A 14,653-nucleotide genomic window follows, 5' to 3' on the forward strand; every position below is an offset into this window, starting at 1 on the left:
GCGTCGGCGTGGCGGGGTGAATGGCCCCCTCAGACCAGCCGGTCGAGCAACGCCTCCGCCAGCGGCCCGCCGCCTGCGATCACGCCGTCGAGCATCGGCTTGGAATTGTTGAAGCGCAGCGCCCCGCCATGGCGATTGGTGATGGATCCGCCGGCCTCGGACACGATCAGCGCGCCCGCGGCGATGTCCCATTCCCAGGCCGGCCGCAGCATCACCATCGCATCGAAGCGGCCCTCCGCCACCAGCGCCAGGCGGTATGCCAGCGACGGCACGAAGCGCCGGGTCACGGGCGGGCAGCCCCCGCGCCAGTTCACGTTGGCGAAATTCGCCCGCGAGCCCAGCACCGTCGCCCCGTCGAAGGCGGCCATGTCCGACGGCCGGATCGGGGCGCCGTCCCGCGTCGCCCCCTGCCCGCGCGCGGCAAGGAACAAGCGATCCTTCATCGGCAGGTAGATCGCCGCGGCCACGGGTTGGCCGCCCTCGACGATGGCGAGCGAATGGGTGAATGTCGGCTCACCGGCGAGGAACGCGCGCGTGCCGTCGATGGGATCGACGATGAACACGCGGTCGCGCGACAAACGCTGCGGATGGTCCGCCGTCTCCTCCGAAAGCCAGCCGTAATCGCGTCGGGCCGCGGTCAGATCCGCGTGCAGCATCGCGTCGATCTCGAGATCCGCCTCGCTCACCGGGCCCTGACCGTGCCCCTTGTCCCAGCTCTCGGGGCCTTGGCCGAAATGACGGCGCGCGATATCCCCCGCCGCACGCGCCGCGTCGGCCAGAAGCGACAGGTCCGCCGCCTCAGGCGCCGGCAATCGTCAGCCCCTCGACCAGAAGCGACGGCACCTGCCGCGACACGTGGCGGCGCGCGTCGTTCGCGGGCCGGATGGTGCGCAGCATGTCGCGCAGGTTGCCCGCCACGGTGCATTCGTTCACGGGCCGCGCGATCTCGCCGTTCTCGACCCAGAAGCCCGACGCGCCGCGTGAATAATCGCCCGTCGTGGGATTGACCGACGAGCCGATCATCGAGGTGATCAGCAGCCCTGTCCCCATCTCGCGCATCAGATCCGCCCGCGACCGGTCGCTCTGGCTCAGGATCACGTTCGTGACCGAAGGCAAGGGTGGCCCTCCGGTGCCGCGCCCCGCATTGCCCGTGCTCTCCATGCCAAGCTTGCGCGCGGTGGCGAGGTCGAGCGTCCAGCCCTGCAGCACGCCACCCGACACGATCGACCGCCGCGCCACCGGCAGGCCCTCGGCGTCGAACGGGCGCGAGGCCGACAGGCGCGGCAGTGTCGGATCCTCGATCAGGTCGATGCCGTCTGGTAAAACCGCCGCCCCCAGCGCATCGCGCAGGAAGCTCGACCCGCGCGCGATCGAGGTGCCGGAGACAGCCGACAGGAGATGTCCGATCAACTGGCTCGCCACACGCTCGTCGTAGATCACGGGCCAAGCACCGGTCGGCGGCTTCGTCGCGCCGGCACGGGCCGCCGTCCGCTCCCCCGCGATGCGGCCGACGGTTTCGGGCGTGTCGAGGTCGGCGGCATGGATCCGGCTGTCGCCGTAGTAGTCGCGCTCCATCCCCGTGCCCGCCCCGGTGATCGCCACGCAGGAAAGCGACGTCCCGGTCCGGCCGTAGCCGCCCGAAAAGCCGTTCGTCGCCGCAAGATGGAGCCGCCGCGCGCCCCGCCCCGCCCCCGCGGCGGAGACCTGCGAGATGCCGTCCACGGCCAGCGCCGCCGCTTCGGCGCGGGCGGCCATGTCCTGCAATGTCTCGGGTGACGGCGCCGCCGCATCGTCCACCAGATCGAGCCGCGCCGCATCGAAATCGCGGGCCAGCCGGTCGGGATCGGCAAGCCCGGCATATATGTCCTCGGGCGCGGCCCGGGCCATCGCGACGGCACGCTCGGCCATTCGCGCGATCGTGGCATCGGAGATGTCGGAGGCGCTGACGCAGGCCTGTCTGCGGCCGACCAGCACGCGCAGCCCGACCTCCACGCCCTCCGATCGTTCAGCATGTTCCAGACGGCCCTTCAGCACATCGACCGAGATCGAGGTGTCGCTGACCGCCAAGGCATCGGCCGCCTCCGCCCCCGCTCGGGTCGCGGCGTGGAGAAGGCGTTCGGTCAGATGCGCGAGATCGGTCATGCGGTGCCCCTTGCGGTCGTCGCAAGGCACGTAGCCCCGCACCCTCCGTACCACAAGGCCGCCACCCGTTTCGGCCCGGCGCAGATCCCCGCCGGACCGGACCGCTCAGCGCAGCGGCATGCCGTTGGCCGTGACGCCGCCACCCTCGGTGAATTCGATCGTGCTTTCAAGCTGGTCCGGGCCGGTCGGCGCCGCCACCGCGCCGGCCATGCCCCTGATGAAGGCGGCCTGCTCGGCCGGGATGAGACCCAAAGCCACGATCCGGTCGAGCAGCGCGAAGCCCCCGTCCAGCGCCAGTTCGATCGTGCCGAGCGGCTCGGGCATGGCGCCGCTGCCGGGAAATTCGAGCTCGCCCTCCCCGCGCAGTTCGGCCCCGGCGAAGGCGATCAGGATCTCGTTGATCGACAGGGTGCGAAGATCGCCCGGCGGGCCCTGAAGCTCCGCCATGGCCTCCGGGTCGCCGAAGATGTCCACGTTGGGCACGATCTCCCCATCGAGGTCGAGCACCACGGTCGCCGGCTCGCGCGGCAACTGGCCCGTCGGGTCGAACATGCCCCAGACCGCCTCGTTGAGCACGACGTCGCGATAGGCGGCCAGGAACCGGAACGGTGCGGCCTCACCCGTCACGCCGAAGGGGACGGCGATCTCGGTGGTCGCGGATTCGGCGGCCAGTTCCACCGGAACGGGAAAATCCGGCCATTGTGCGATGAGGCTCGGCGACGTGGAGGTGACGACGTAGCCCAGCATCTCGTCGGTGAAGGTGACGCCCAGCGTCCCGGCCTCGGACGCGCCGGAGATCTCTCCGCCGCCCATATCCTCGTCGCCGATGATGCCCAACGTGCTGCCGGAATGGGCAATCGTGCCCGCATAGCGGATCGGAAAGTCGGCCAGCGTCTCGATCTCATCGCCACCGGCCAGAAGGTTGCCCGCGATCTCGGCCGTGAGATCGTCGAGCGTGTAGATCATGGCGAATTCATCCGCCGCCGAACGGGCCCGCAGGACCATGGCCGCGGCGGCCAGATCCTGTGCGAAGGCGCTGGCATCGCCATCGATGCCGGAGCGGTAGAGCCCATCGACCTCCTGCATCGTGATCGTGACCGTCCCGCCCTCGCCATCGGGCGCCTCGAAGGTCATGGCGATGTCGACGCTGTTGGCCGCGATGTCGTATTCCCGCGGGCCGTCCTCCTCGGACACGACCACGTCGAGATCGTCGTAGGTGATACGCAAGGTCTGCGTGATCGCCTCGCCCTCCACCTCCGAGGTCGTGATCTGCACGATCTCGGAGGGCAGTTCGACGCGCACGGTCCCGTCATCCCGCTCGATCAGGCGGATGGTGCCGTATTCGGCCGCACCTTCGGTCCCGGCCATGTCGGTCGTCAGGGTCACGCCGTCCAGCGTCAGCACCCCGCCGGAATAGGTCTCGTCCCCGGCGGTCAACGCGCCGCCGAACCGTGCCGACATGTCCCGCCAGTCGGACCAGATCGTCCGGGCATCCACCTCCGCGAATGCGGGCGCGGTGGCGAGCATCAGGGCCGCGGCCCCGGAGATGGCATGTTTCGGCATGGCGAGCGTTCCTCTATGATGCTGACGACAGCATCTAGCCCCCCGTGCGCGGGGTCAACCGGAGGCAGACAGACATGACAGAGTTGAACGCCAAGACCGTCCTGATCACCGGCGCCTCGCGCGGCATCGGCGCCGCCGCCGCGCGCAGCTTCGCGCGTGCCGGCGCGAACGTGGCGCTTCTGGCGCGCGGCACCGACGCCATCGCCGACCTCGCCGGCGAAATCGGGCCGAGCGCGCTGGCCATTCCCTGCGACGTGTCGCGCTGGATGGAGGTGGAACGTGCGGTCCGCGCCACGGTCACCGCGTTCGGAACGCTCGACGTCATCGTCAACAATGCCGGCGTGATCGAACCGATCGACACCCTTGCCGAGAGCGATCCGAACGCCTGGGACGGGGTGATCGACGTGAACCTCAAGGGGGTCTACCACGTGGCCCGCGCCGCGCTTCCGGTGATGCTGGGACAGGGGTCCGGGACGATGATCACCATCTCTTCGGGCGCGGCGCACCGGGCGCTGGCCGGCTGGTCGCATTACTGCGTCTCCAAGGCCGGCGCGAAGATGCTGACCGAGGCGCTGCATGTCGAGAACGGCGACACGCTGCGGATCATGGGCCTGTCGCCGGGCACGGTCGCCACCCAGATGCAGCGCGAGATCAAGGCCAGCGGGGTCGGCCCCATCGCGCAGCTCGACTGGGAGGATCATATCCCGCCCGACTGGGTGGCGCGTGCGCTGGTCTGGATGTGCGGGTCCCAGGCGGATGATCTTCTGGGCACCGAGCTGTCGTTGCGCGACGCGGATCTGCGCCAACGGATCGGCCTGGCGTGATCCGGGCGGAGCGGGACGGCGACGTCCTGACCCTCACGCTCGACCGGCCGCAAAAGGCGAACGCCCTGACCGCGGCGATGCTGGAGGCGCTCATCGCGGAGGTGGAGGGCGCGGGTGACGATCTCCGCCTGATGGTCCTGACCGGCGCGGGGCGGATCTTCAGCGCCGGCGCCGATCTGGAGGCGGCGCGGGCGGGGCTCGCGACCTCCCCGCTCTGGGAGCGCCTGTCGGGCGCGGTCGCAGCGCGGCGCTGCCTGACCGTGGCCGCGCTGAACGGGTCTCTGGTGGGCGGGGCGCATGGCATGGCGCTGGCCTGCGACATCCGCATCGCCGCGCCGCATGCGACGTTCTTCTATCCGGTGGCGAAGCTGGGCTTCCTGCCGCCGCCCTCGGATCCGCCCCGCCTCGTCGCGCTGGTCGGGCCGGCGCGCGCGAAGCTGATCCTTGCGGGCGGCGCGCGCCTCGACGCGGCCGAGGCGCTGGCCTTCGGACTGATCGACCGGATCGACGCGGATCCGCTGGCCGCCGCGCGCGCGCTGGCACCGGGGCCGGCCAGCCACGTCGCAGCCCTCAAGGCGATGATCCCGCCGCCATAGCGTCGAGCGCAGCCCGCTCCGTCACGAACCGCTCCGAGGTCATTCTACCTTGGATGAAAAACCCGTGGCGCGATACGAGCCAGATTGGCTCCTTCAATCTCCGTGCACCGCCACCTGCACGAGCTCCGCGTCCCGCGGCTCCAAGATGCGGAAGGTCTCGGTCACGCCCGCTTCGCCCAGCGCGCGCGCGACGGTCATCACGCGGTTCGGCTCCACCCCGTCGCACAGGTCGATCATCGCGTCGATCTCCTGCGCCGCGACGGACCATGCCGCCTCCGACGAGGGCGCGCCGTAGAGGGCGACGAAATGGTCGGCCAGCGCGGAGATCAGCGCATCCCGCTCCGCCGGTTCGATCCGCGTGACGGCGACGAAGGTCGCGCGCCCGAACGTGTCGAGGCCCAGCCAGCCGTTGGTGAAGGCCTGCCGCGCCCGGCCGACCAGATCCGCCTCCGTCCAGTCCGAGAACTCGAACCCGCCGGGAATGCACCATTCACCCGTCCGCGCCGGTACGTGATAGACGCGGGTATCGCTATCGTCGAAATGGATCGCGCGGGCGAGGTTCATGGCGTCTCCAGCAGGGTGTCGAGGGGGTCCAGTGTGGTCGCCGCGCCGTCGCGGCGCAAGCGGCCGAACGCCTCGTCGAGCCCGAGGAAGGTCTTGTCATGCGCCCGGTCCCACATCGCGGCCAGCCATTCGGCATGGAGCGGGCGCGGCCCGTCCTCCCATTCCGACAGACGATGCAGCAGATGACGCGACCAGCTTTCCAGCAGCGGCACGGGCATCACCTCGCCGGCTCCCTCCTGCCACAGCGCGGTGCGGTCGAGGCTGTCTTCGGGCAAGAACCGCATGTGCAGGTGGACGATCAGCCAATCCGGCACGCCCGCACCCGGAGGGGCCATCCCGCGGACCTGCCCTGCCTCGGCCCCGTTCAGGAGGATCGAGCCGTCCCAGCCCAGATGCACCGGCATTTCCGGCGGCCCGATCGCCCCCAGCGCGTCGCGCAACGCCACCGCCGCGAGGGGGATCATCTGGGCGGCGCGGTCGCGGGGCACATCGGGTGCCAGCACGACGGCCGCCTCCAGCGCATCGCCGGCCCGCCAGAAGATCGTGCCGCCGTCGCAGCCCGCACGCGCCGCCGTCATGGCCTCGGCCCACGGGTCGCGCGCGCTTTGGCCGCGCAGCATCGGCGGAAAGGACGGCGCCGCCGGCGCCGCGCCGGACCCGTCAGCCATGGCCCATTTCGACCAGCCGCCGGGCAAGCGTGCGGAACGCCTCCGCCTGCGGCGAGCCGGATTTCGAGGCCACGACCGGCGCGCCCCCGTCGGCGGCCACCCGGATCGACAGGTGCAGCGGAATTTCCGCCAGAAGCGGCACCCCGAGCTTCTCCGCCTCGGCCGCCACGCCACCATGGCCGAAGATATGCTCCTCGTGCCCGCAATTGGAGCAGACATGCGTGCTCATGTTCTCGACCAGCCCGAGGATCGGAACCCCCATCTGCCGGAACATGTCGATCCCCTTGCGCGCGTCCAGAAGCGCCACGTCCTGCGGCGTCGAGACCACGATCGCGCCGTCGAGAGCGAACTTCTGGCTCAGCGTCATCTGCACGTCGCCCGTGCCCGGCGGCAGGTCCACCAGAAGCACGTCGAGCGTGCCCCATTGCACCTGGTTCATCATCTGCTGCAGCGCGCCCATCAGCATCGGTCCGCGCCAGACGACGGCCTGATCCTCGTTGGTCATCAGGCCCATCGACATCATCGTGACGCCGTGATTGCGCAGCGGCAGGATGGTCTTGCCGTCGGGCGATTGCGGCCGCCCCGTCACGCCCAGCATCCGCGGCTGCGAGGGGCCGTAGACGTCGGCATCGAGCAGGCCCACGCGCCGCCCCTCGGCGGCGAGCGCGACGGCGAGATTGGCCGAGAGCGTCGACTTGCCCACGCCGCCCTTGCCGGATGCGACGGCGATGATCCGCGCCACGCCCGGCACGGGCTGCGGCCCGGTCGGTTCCTTCGGGCGCGACGCCTTGAGATCGGGGGGCGCCTTGTCGGAATGGGCGGTCAGCAGGACCGTCGCGTTCTCCACGCCCGGCATCGCGCGCAGCGCCGCCTCGGCCGCGTCGCGAACGGGGGCCATCGCCTCGGCTTGGCTCGGCGCGATCTCCATGACGAAGCGGACCTGTCCGCCCTCGACCGACAGCGCGCGCACCAGCCCGGCCGACACGATGTCGCCCCCGCCCGGCGCGGAGATTTCCTTCAGGGTGGCGAGGACGTCCTCGCGCGCGGGTCCGCTCATTCCGGGCGGCCGTTGATTGTTCCGGTCACGACGTGCTCGAGATCCAGCCCGTCGATGGTCAGAACGACCTTGGCGTGGAACGGGCCCTCATGCCCGCTTTCGCGGGCGGCCTTCTCGATCTCCTGCTGCGAGGTCACGCCGACCTGCTTGAGGAACTTGCGCATCGACATGTTGAACTCGTCGGACTTCTTGTCGGTCATGGGGACCTCCGTTCAGTTGAGGTAATCGTCGGTGGAGCGTGTCACCGGACGCGGCGCGCCCGCGAAGGGGTTGTCGCGCGAATGTGCCATCGCGTTCACCCGGCAGGTATCGCACATGCGGATCATCCGCGCCTTCTCCGCGCCGAACATCGGATGCTTGTCGGCCAGCATGCCGGCGATCCGCTCGATGGTGGAGGCGACGCCGAAAGGCTTGCCGCATTCCACGCATTCCGCCGGCTCCTCGGCGTTGAGGATGCGCGGGCTCAGGGCGGCGGGCGACAGATCCATCCGGGGCTCCAGCGCGATCGCGTCCTCGGGGCAGATATTGGCGCAGAGGCCGCATTGCAGGCAGGCATCCTCCTGGAACCGCAACTCGGGCCGGTCGGGATTGTCGAGAAGCGCGCCGGACGGGCAGAGCGAGACGCAGGACAGGCACAGCGTGCAGGCCTCCTTGTCCACGAGGACCGCGCCGTAGGGGGCCCCCTCGGGCAATGCGATCGTGGGCGCGCCGTCATGCAGCGCCGCGGCGGCGACGCGGGTGACCTGCCGCCGGGTACCCAGCGGCAGGATCGGATCGGAATTACCCGTGGGTAATTCCTCGCAAAGCCTTGATTCCATGGCATCTGGATCCGCCACATCCAGAAGCCGCACCGCCGCGCGCCCGGCCAGCGCATCGGCGAGCGCGGCTTGGTATTCCAGCGGCGCGCGTTCCGTGCGGGGGCCGGGGATTACGTCCACCCGCGCGAAGCCCGCGCCGAGCGCCGCGAGCATTTCGGCATGACCGAAGGCGGCGAGCGCGGGCAGGTGCAGCGGGATTGCATGGTCGGGCAGGCCCCGCCCGTGACGGGCCGACAGCGCGATCATCTCGCGCCCGTGATCGTCATGGACGACGAGCGACGGCGCGCGGCCGAAGCTTCGGTACACACGGGCGAGCACCTCGATCCGGCGGAACACGTCCTCCACCGGCGGCGCGTCGTAGGAAATGGCGCCCGAGGGACAGGCCGCCGAACAGGCCCCGCAGCCCGCGCAGATCATCGGATCGACGCTGACATGATCGCCCACGGGCGTTATGGCCGAAGTGGGGCAGAGGTCGAGGCACCGGGTGCAGCCCGTCTGCTCGGCCCGCGAATGGGCGCAGAGCGCGGGCTCCACGCGGACATGCAGCACCTTTTCGAAGGTGCCGACCATCTGGCTCGCCTCCAGAACGGCATCGGCCACGGCGAGCGGCGATTTCGGATCGGGGCGCAGGTAGCCTTCGCGCTTGTGGTGGGCGGGAAAGAGCGGCGTGCCCCCGGTCAGGTCGAGTATCACGTCGCAGCGGGTCTTGGCCCCGTCGCGGGGGGCGCCGAAGGTAATGTCGCGGCCCGCCGGATCCACCATCCGCAAGGAATCCAGCATCACCTCGAAGCCGCCGAACGCGCCGGATGCGCGCCGGATGCGGCCCGAGACGATGTCGAAGCGGCGCTCCTGCGGGGCCTCGGCGCCCTCGGGCAGCAGGACGGTGACCGCCAGCGCATTGTGCAGCCGCTCCGCCGCGGCGAGCGCGGCGTCGGGCGGTCCCGCGATCAGGCACAGCCCCTGCGACGTGACATCAACCACCGGCGTCACGGCGGCCGGCAGCGCCGCCTCGGCCAGAAGTGCGGCCTGCTTCGGCGTCGGATCGCCGCCGCCCCATCCCGCGCGGTCGCGGATATCGACGAAGCGCGGCACCGGGGCCCCGCCCTCGATGGCCAGGGCGGTCAGGCGCTCCGCCTCCTGTCCGCAGGCCATGATGGTGTCGGGGTAGCGGAAGGCGCGTGCCACCACTTCCGGCGCAGCGAGGCAGAGCGCATCATGCACGCGGCCGCACGCCCGGCCGGTCGCCTGCGACAACGTCTCGGCGTCTATGGCCTGCGTGCCCGCGCAGTTGCACAGGACGACATGTCCGGACATGGTGATCCCCCTTGATGGGGCGGCACAAAGCCACGGCCGGCCGCCAGACGCAAGAACCCCCTTCCCCAGACCGCGCGGCTGCGTCACGATGACCGGTATGGACGACCAACCGAAGATCGACGTGCCGCGCACCGTTTCCATGCCCGTGGGCGTGATCCTGCGGGTCACACCCGGCGTGACCCGCTGGCAGGCGGAGGTCTGGTCGCTGGCCGGGGTGATCCCCTTCGCGCCGCCCGCCGCGTGGCGGGTTCTGCGCGAGGCCGGTGACGTCGCGGAATGGCATGCGGCGACCCTGGCGCTGGAGCTGCATCGCAGCGACACGGACAGCCTCGTGCAGAACCTCGCCGCCTCGGACGTGCCGTCGGTTTGGGTCGCGCTGCGCGGGGCGGGCCGGCCGGAACCGCATCGTGTCACCGCCTCCCCCTTCGAGGCGAGCTTCAACGAGATCGACGGCGAGGACCGGGTCGAGAAGGTCGCCATGCCGCCGGCGATGCAGGAATGGGTCAAGGCCTTCGTCGTCGCGCACCACGAGGATGTGCCCTTCGTCAAGCGCCGCCGCGACCGTCGCGAGGAGGGCGATGCACAGAACGGGATCGGCGATGCGCGGATCCGTCAGGGCGCGGATGTCTGGCGCACGCCGAAATCGCTGCGGACGCGGAAATGAGCGACTTCTGGTCCCGCCGCCGCCGCGCCGTCGCCGAAGCGGAGGCGGCGGCCGAGGCCGAAGCCGCCCGCGCGGCCGAAGACTCGTCGGCGGAACTGGAGGCAGCCGAGATCGCGGACCTGCCCGAGGCCGAACAGCTCGCGCGTCTCGGCCTTCCCGATCCGGACCGGATCCGTTCGGGCGACGATGTGGCCGCTTTCATGGCGCGGGCGGTGCCCCTGGCGCTGCGAAACCGGGCATTGCGCAGTCTTTGGCGGTCGAATCCGGTCCTGGCCAATCTAGACGGGCTGAATGACTACGATACGGATTTCACGGGCAATGACCTCGGCGGCGGCGTGCTGAAAACGAGCTACGAGGTTGGCCGCGGGTTGGCGCGGCACGTGGAGCGGATGGCTGCGGAGGCGCGGGCGGAGCTGGATTCCGATGAAATCAGTCAGGTAAATTCGCCGCAAACCCTTGAAGAGAAACCGCTTGATCCGGAAGCGTCCGTCGTGGAAACCTCCAAAGACGATGCCGTCCCGGAGGAGGAGGCGGCACCGCCGGTGATGCGAGAGGATCGGCCGATCCGGATGCGCTTCACCTTCGAGGGGGATGAAAACGAATGAACGCAAGCGCCGCGACAGCGTCGGGCCAGCCGTCTCAGGAGGATCGCCTGCGGGCGGACCTCTACAACTTCTTGGGTCTCGTTCTCGCCCGGCCGATGGATCGCATGATCTTGGACCAGAGCGCCGCGTTGTCGGGCGATGCCACGCCGTTGGGCCGCGCCATCGATGGGCTTGCCGCCGCCGCCCGGAATGCCGATCCGAAGACCACCGCCCGCGAATATACCGACCTCTTCATCGGCCTGGGGCGCGGTGAGTTGCTTCCCTATGCCAGCTTCTACCTGACCGGTTTTCTCAACGAGAAGCCGCTCGCGACGCTGCGCCGCGACTTCCGTGCGCTGGGGCTGGCCCGTGCCGAGGGTGTGTTCGAGCCGGAGGATGGCATCGCGTCGCTGATGGAGGTCATGGGCGCGATCATCGTCGGCCGCTTCGGCGCGCCGCTCGCCCTGTCGCGCCAGCGGGAATTCTGGGCACGCCACGTGGCCCCTTGGGCCGGACATTTCTTCGACGACCTGTCGAAGGCGAAAACCGCGCGTCTCTACGCCCATGTGGGCCATGTCGGACGCGAATTCATGCAGATCGAGCGCGAGGCGTTCAGGCTCGCGGCCGCCTGAAAAGCGCCGCCGCAACCGGGAGGATCCGAGAATGACCGACACGACCGAGACCAAGTCCCCGCGCGAGGGGCGTCGCAACTTCCTCAAGCTCGCCGCAACCGCGCCCGCCGCCGCGGCCGCCGTCACGATTGCCGGAACCGAGGAGGCGCAGGCCGCCACCGGCCCGCAAAAGGGGCTGGCCGATACGGAGCAGACCCGGGCCTATTATTCCAGCGCGCGTTTCTGAGGGAGGGACCGACATGCTTCGCAGAAAGACCAGCCAGGCCCCCGCCACCGGCGGCATCGGCCTTCTCGACCGGACGGCCGCCACAGGCGTCGACCGCCGTGCCTTCCTTCGCGGCTCCGGCCTCGCCATCGGCGGCCTTGCCGCGATCGGCGCCACGGGCGGCACCGTCGCGCAGGCGCAGCTGGCCGATTATCCGGTCGCCGACGGAATCGACAAGGTGAAGTCGGTCTGCACGCATTGCTCCGTCGGGTGCACCGTCGTGGCCGAAGTGCAGAACGGTGTCTGGGTCGGACAGGAGCCGGCCTATGACAGCCCGTTCAACCTCGGCGCGCATTGCGCCAAAGGCGCGTCGGTCCGCGAGCATGCCCATGGCGAGCGCCGCCTGAAATATCCGATGAAGAAAGTCGCGGGCCAGTGGGAGCGTATCTCCTGGGAGCAGGCGATCGAGGAGGTCGGCGACCGGATGCTGGCCATCAAGGCGGAATCGGGCCCCGACTCCGTCTACTGGCTGGGCTCGGCCAAGCATTCCAACGAGCAGGCCTATCTGTTCCGCAAGTTCGCGGCCTATTGGGGCACCAACAACGTCGATCACCAGGCGCGGATCTGCCACTCGACGACGGTGGCCGGCGTGGCGAACACATGGGGCTACGGCGCCATGACCAACAGCTACAACGACATCCACAAGTCGAAGGCGATCTTCCTGATCGGCGGCAATCCGGCCGAGGCGCATCCCGTTTCGCTGCTGCACATCCTCAAGGCGAAGGAGGAGAACTCCGCGCCGCTGATCGTGTGCGATCCGCGCTATACGCGCACCGCGGCCCATGCCGACGAATATGTCCGCTTCCGGCCCGGTACCGACGTGGCGCTGGTCTGGGGTCTCCTGTGGCACATCTTCGAGAACGGGTGGGAGGACCGCGAGTTCATCCGAACCCGCGTCTGGGGGATGGACCAGATCCGCGAGGAGGTCGCCCGCTGGACCCCCGAGGAGGTCGAGCGCGTCACCGGCGCGCCGGGCGCGCAGCTTGAGCGCGTGGCCCGCACGCTCGCCGAGAACCGGCCCGGCACCGTCATCTGGTGCATGGGCGGCACGCAGCATACCAACGGCAACAACAACACCCGCGCCTATTGCATCCTGCAGCTGGCGCTCGGGAACATGGGCACGGCCGGCGGCGGGACCAACATCTTCCGTGGCCACGACAACGTGCAGGGCGCGACCGATCTCGGCGTCCTCGCCGACACGCTTCCGGGCTATTACGGCCTGTCCGACGGCGCGTGGGGCCACTGGGCGCGCGTCTGGGACGAGGATGTGGACTGGCTCAAGAGCAATTTTGCCGTGATGAAAGGCGCGGGCCCCGAAGGCGCGGACCGGATGATGATCAACGAGACGGGCATCCCCGTCTCGCGCTGGATCGACGGTGTGCTGGAGGATGCCGAGAACATCGACCAGCCCGACAACACCCGCGCGATGGTCTTCTGGGGCCATGCCGCCAACAGCCAGACGCGCATGAAGGAGATGAAGACGGCGATGGAGGCGCTCGACCTCCTCGTGGTGATCGACCCCTTCCCGACGCTGGTGGCCGCGATGCAGGACCGTGAGGACGGCGTCTACCTGCTGCCGGCGACGACGCAGTTCGAGACCCGCGGTTCGGTCACGGCATCGAACCGGTCGCTGCAATGGCGCGACAAGGTGATCGAGCCGCTGTTCGAGAGCCTGCCCGACCATGTCATCATGGCGAAGTTCGCGCGCAAGTTCGGCTTCGAGGATCGCCTGTTCCGCAACATCGGTATGGACGGCCCGGACGAGCCGAACCTCGAGGACCTCACCCGCGAGTTCAATCGCGGCATGTGGACCGTGGGCTATACCGCCCAGAGTCCTGAGCGTCTCAAGATGCACATGGCCAACCAGCATACGTTCGACAAGACAACGCTGCGCGCCAATGGCGGGCCCGCCGACGGGGATTACTACGGCATGCCCTGGCCGGCCTGGGGCACGCCCGAAATAAATCATCCCGGTACGGCGAACCTCTACGACATGAGCCTGCCGGTGGCCGACGGCGGCCTGACCTTCCGCGCCCGCTTCGGCGTGGAGCGGGACGGCGACAACCTGCTCGCCGAGGGCGTCGCGTCTGCCGGGTCGGAGATTCAGGATGGCTATCCGGAATTTACCATGCAGATGCTGCAGGATCTCGGATGGGATGAGGATCTCACGAGCTTCGAGCGCGCGATGATCGAATGGGTCGCGGGCTTCCGCGATATTCGTCCCGGCACGGCCGAGGTGGGCGAGCAGTCGCAGACCGGTCCCCGCTCCTCGGACTACAAGGCGAAGGTGGGCGGCGTGAACTGGAAGACCGACCTGTCGGGCGGCATCCAGCGGGTCGCCATCGCCCATGGCTGTGCACCGTTCGGCAACGCCAAGGCCCGTGCCGTGGTCTGGACCTTCCCAGATCCGGTCCCGAAGCACCGCGAGCCGCTCTACACGCCGCGCCGCGATCTGGTGGCGGAATACGGCACCTACGAGGACAAGAAGTTCTGGCGCGTGCCCACCCGGTACGCCTCGATCCAGGAGCAGGATTTCAGCCAGGATTTCCCGATCATCCTCACCTCCGGTCGTCTGGTCGAGTATGAGGGCGGCGGCGACGAGACGCGTTCGAACCCGTGGCTGGCCGAGTTGCAGCAGGAGATGTTCGTCGAGATCAACCAGCGCGACGCCAACAATCTCGGCGTGCGTGACGGGGGCGACGTCTGGGTCGAGGGCCCCGAGGGCGGCAAGGTTCTGGTCAAGGCGATGGTGACGCCGCGCGTGGGCGAGGGCGTGGCGTTCATGCCCTTCCACTTCGGCGGCATCTTCGAGGGACGTGACCTGCGGGAGAATTACCCCGAGGGGGCCGACCCGATCGTTCTCGGCGAATCCACCAACACCGCACAGACCTATGGCTACGACAGCGTGACCCAGATGCAGGAGACCAAGACCACCCTGTGCAAGATCTACGCGGCGTAAGGG

15 protein-coding genes are annotated in these 14,653 nt (G+C 69.5%); 7 read left to right on the forward strand and 8 right to left on the reverse strand.

What is annotated here, in order from left to right; genetic code table 11:
* Nucleotides 1-29: 29 nt before the first annotated feature.
* The 3 genes from JSE7799_RS08545 to JSE7799_RS08555 all read right to left on the reverse strand — a co-directional run bounded on the left by JSE7799_RS08545 (nt 30) and on the right by JSE7799_RS08555 (nt 3,705).
* Complete coding sequence (locus JSE7799_RS08545) at nt 30-812, reverse strand: 3'(2'),5'-bisphosphate nucleotidase CysQ (protein WP_055663233.1); 783 nt, start codon at nt 810-812, stop codon at nt 30-32.
* Nucleotides 799-2,142, reverse strand: coding sequence for a TldD/PmbA family protein (locus tag JSE7799_RS08550; protein WP_055663267.1), 1,344 nt, complete (start codon nt 2,140-2,142; stop codon nt 799-801). Before JSE7799_RS08550 ends, JSE7799_RS08545 begins: the two co-directional genes overlap by 14 nt.
* 105 nt (nt 2,143-2,247) lie before the next feature.
* Nucleotides 2,248-3,705, reverse strand: coding sequence for a hypothetical protein (locus JSE7799_RS08555; protein ID WP_055663234.1), 1,458 nt, complete (start codon nt 3,703-3,705; stop codon nt 2,248-2,250).
* A gap of 74 nt (nt 3,706-3,779) precedes the next feature.
* Here JSE7799_RS08555 and JSE7799_RS08560 point away from each other — a divergent pair, with 74 nt between their 5' ends.
* Both JSE7799_RS08560 and JSE7799_RS08565 read left to right on the forward strand, forming a co-directional pair.
* Entirely contained in the window at nt 3,780-4,529 is a 750-nt protein-coding gene (locus JSE7799_RS08560; RefSeq protein ID WP_055663235.1) for an SDR family oxidoreductase, read from the forward strand.
* On the forward strand, nt 4,526-5,125 hold the full coding sequence (locus JSE7799_RS08565) for an enoyl-CoA hydratase/isomerase family protein (RefSeq protein ID WP_055663236.1): 600 nt from the start codon (nt 4,526-4,528) through the stop codon (nt 5,123-5,125). The genes JSE7799_RS08560 and JSE7799_RS08565 overlap by 4 nt, the downstream gene beginning before the upstream one ends.
* Before the next feature lie 93 nt (nt 5,126-5,218).
* On the opposite strand, the gene JSE7799_RS08570 is transcribed toward JSE7799_RS08565, so the two are convergent.
* The 5 genes from JSE7799_RS08570 to JSE7799_RS08590 are packed head-to-tail and all read right to left on the reverse strand — an operon-like array spanning nt 5,219 to nt 9,546.
* Nucleotides 5,219-5,689, reverse strand: coding sequence for a DUF6505 family protein (locus tag JSE7799_RS08570; RefSeq protein WP_055663237.1), 471 nt, complete (start codon nt 5,687-5,689; stop codon nt 5,219-5,221).
* Complete coding sequence (locus JSE7799_RS08575) at nt 5,686-6,357, reverse strand: biotin/lipoate--protein ligase family protein (protein WP_055663238.1); 672 nt, start codon at nt 6,355-6,357, stop codon at nt 5,686-5,688. The genes JSE7799_RS08570 and JSE7799_RS08575 overlap by 4 nt, the downstream gene beginning before the upstream one ends.
* Nucleotides 6,350-7,414, reverse strand: coding sequence for an Mrp/NBP35 family ATP-binding protein (locus JSE7799_RS08580; protein ID WP_055663239.1), 1,065 nt, complete (start codon nt 7,412-7,414; stop codon nt 6,350-6,352). The genes JSE7799_RS08575 and JSE7799_RS08580 overlap by 8 nt, the downstream gene beginning before the upstream one ends.
* Nucleotides 7,411-7,614, reverse strand: a complete 204-nt coding sequence (locus tag JSE7799_RS08585; protein ID WP_055663240.1) for a DUF6494 family protein — start codon at nt 7,612-7,614, stop codon at nt 7,411-7,413. Before JSE7799_RS08585 ends, JSE7799_RS08580 begins: the two co-directional genes overlap by 4 nt.
* A gap of 12 nt (nt 7,615-7,626) precedes the next feature.
* Nucleotides 7,627-9,546 carry a 4Fe-4S binding protein gene (locus JSE7799_RS08590; protein WP_055663241.1) on the reverse strand — a complete coding sequence of 640 codons (1,920 nt, stop codon included), beginning with the start codon at nt 9,544-9,546 and terminating at the stop codon, nt 7,627-7,629.
* 97 nt (nt 9,547-9,643) lie between these two features.
* Here JSE7799_RS08590 and JSE7799_RS08595 point away from each other — a divergent pair, with 97 nt between their 5' ends.
* The 5 genes from JSE7799_RS08595 to JSE7799_RS08615 are packed head-to-tail and all read left to right on the forward strand — an operon-like array spanning nt 9,644 to nt 14,650.
* Complete coding sequence (locus tag JSE7799_RS08595; RefSeq protein ID WP_245624840.1) at nt 9,644-10,210, forward strand: DUF3305 domain-containing protein; 567 nt, start codon at nt 9,644-9,646, stop codon at nt 10,208-10,210.
* A complete protein-coding gene (locus tag JSE7799_RS08600; RefSeq protein WP_055663242.1) occupies nt 10,207-10,815 on the forward strand; it encodes a DUF3306 domain-containing protein in 609 nt (202 codons plus the stop codon). The genes JSE7799_RS08595 and JSE7799_RS08600 overlap by 4 nt, the downstream gene beginning before the upstream one ends.
* Complete coding sequence (locus tag JSE7799_RS08605) at nt 10,812-11,426, forward strand: TorD/DmsD family molecular chaperone (RefSeq protein ID WP_055663243.1); 615 nt, start codon at nt 10,812-10,814, stop codon at nt 11,424-11,426. The genes JSE7799_RS08600 and JSE7799_RS08605 overlap by 4 nt, the downstream gene beginning before the upstream one ends.
* A gap of 31 nt (nt 11,427-11,457) precedes the next feature.
* Complete coding sequence (locus tag JSE7799_RS08610) at nt 11,458-11,652, forward strand: twin-arginine translocation signal domain-containing protein (protein WP_055663244.1); 195 nt, start codon at nt 11,458-11,460, stop codon at nt 11,650-11,652.
* A gap of 13 nt (nt 11,653-11,665) precedes the next feature.
* Nucleotides 11,666-14,650: a formate dehydrogenase subunit alpha gene (locus JSE7799_RS08615; RefSeq protein ID WP_055663245.1), complete on the forward strand. Its 2,985-nt coding sequence runs from the start codon at nt 11,666-11,668 to the stop codon at nt 14,648-14,650.
* Nucleotides 14,651-14,653: the final 3 nt, after the last annotated feature.

It is taken from the genome of Jannaschia seosinensis (assembly GCF_001408515.1).
GTDB classification, from domain to species: Bacteria; Pseudomonadota; Alphaproteobacteria; order Rhodobacterales; family Rhodobacteraceae; genus Jannaschia; species Jannaschia seosinensis.

Coding starts and splice junctions, on each gene's coding strand:
- JSE7799_RS08605 (WP_055663243.1), top strand. CDS start 10,812: ATGAACGCAAGCGCCGCGACAGCGTCGGGCCAGCCGTCTCAGGAGGAT.
- JSE7799_RS08610 (WP_055663244.1), top strand. CDS start 11,458: ATGACCGACACGACCGAGACCAAGTCCCCGCGCGAGGGGCGTCGCAAC.
- JSE7799_RS08555 (WP_055663234.1), bottom strand. CDS start 3,705: ATGCCGAAACATGCCATCTCCGGGGCCGCGGCCCTGATGCTCGCCACC.
- JSE7799_RS08560 (WP_055663235.1), top strand. CDS start 3,780: ATGACAGAGTTGAACGCCAAGACCGTCCTGATCACCGGCGCCTCGCGC.
- JSE7799_RS08580 (WP_055663239.1), bottom strand. CDS start 7,414: ATGAGCGGACCCGCGCGCGAGGACGTCCTCGCCACCCTGAAGGAAATC.
- JSE7799_RS08575 (WP_055663238.1), bottom strand. CDS start 6,357: ATGGCTGACGGGTCCGGCGCGGCGCCGGCGGCGCCGTCCTTTCCGCCG.
- JSE7799_RS08595 (WP_245624840.1), top strand. CDS start 9,644: ATGGACGACCAACCGAAGATCGACGTGCCGCGCACCGTTTCCATGCCC.
- JSE7799_RS08600 (WP_055663242.1), top strand. CDS start 10,207: ATGAGCGACTTCTGGTCCCGCCGCCGCCGCGCCGTCGCCGAAGCGGAG.
- JSE7799_RS08615 (WP_055663245.1), top strand. CDS start 11,666: ATGCTTCGCAGAAAGACCAGCCAGGCCCCCGCCACCGGCGGCATCGGC.
- JSE7799_RS08550 (WP_055663267.1), bottom strand. CDS start 2,142: ATGACCGATCTCGCGCATCTGACCGAACGCCTTCTCCACGCCGCGACC.
- JSE7799_RS08590 (WP_055663241.1), bottom strand. CDS start 9,546: ATGTCCGGACATGTCGTCCTGTGCAACTGCGCGGGCACGCAGGCCATA.
- JSE7799_RS08570 (WP_055663237.1), bottom strand. CDS start 5,689: ATGAACCTCGCCCGCGCGATCCATTTCGACGATAGCGATACCCGCGTC.
- JSE7799_RS08585 (WP_055663240.1), bottom strand. CDS start 7,614: ATGACCGACAAGAAGTCCGACGAGTTCAACATGTCGATGCGCAAGTTC.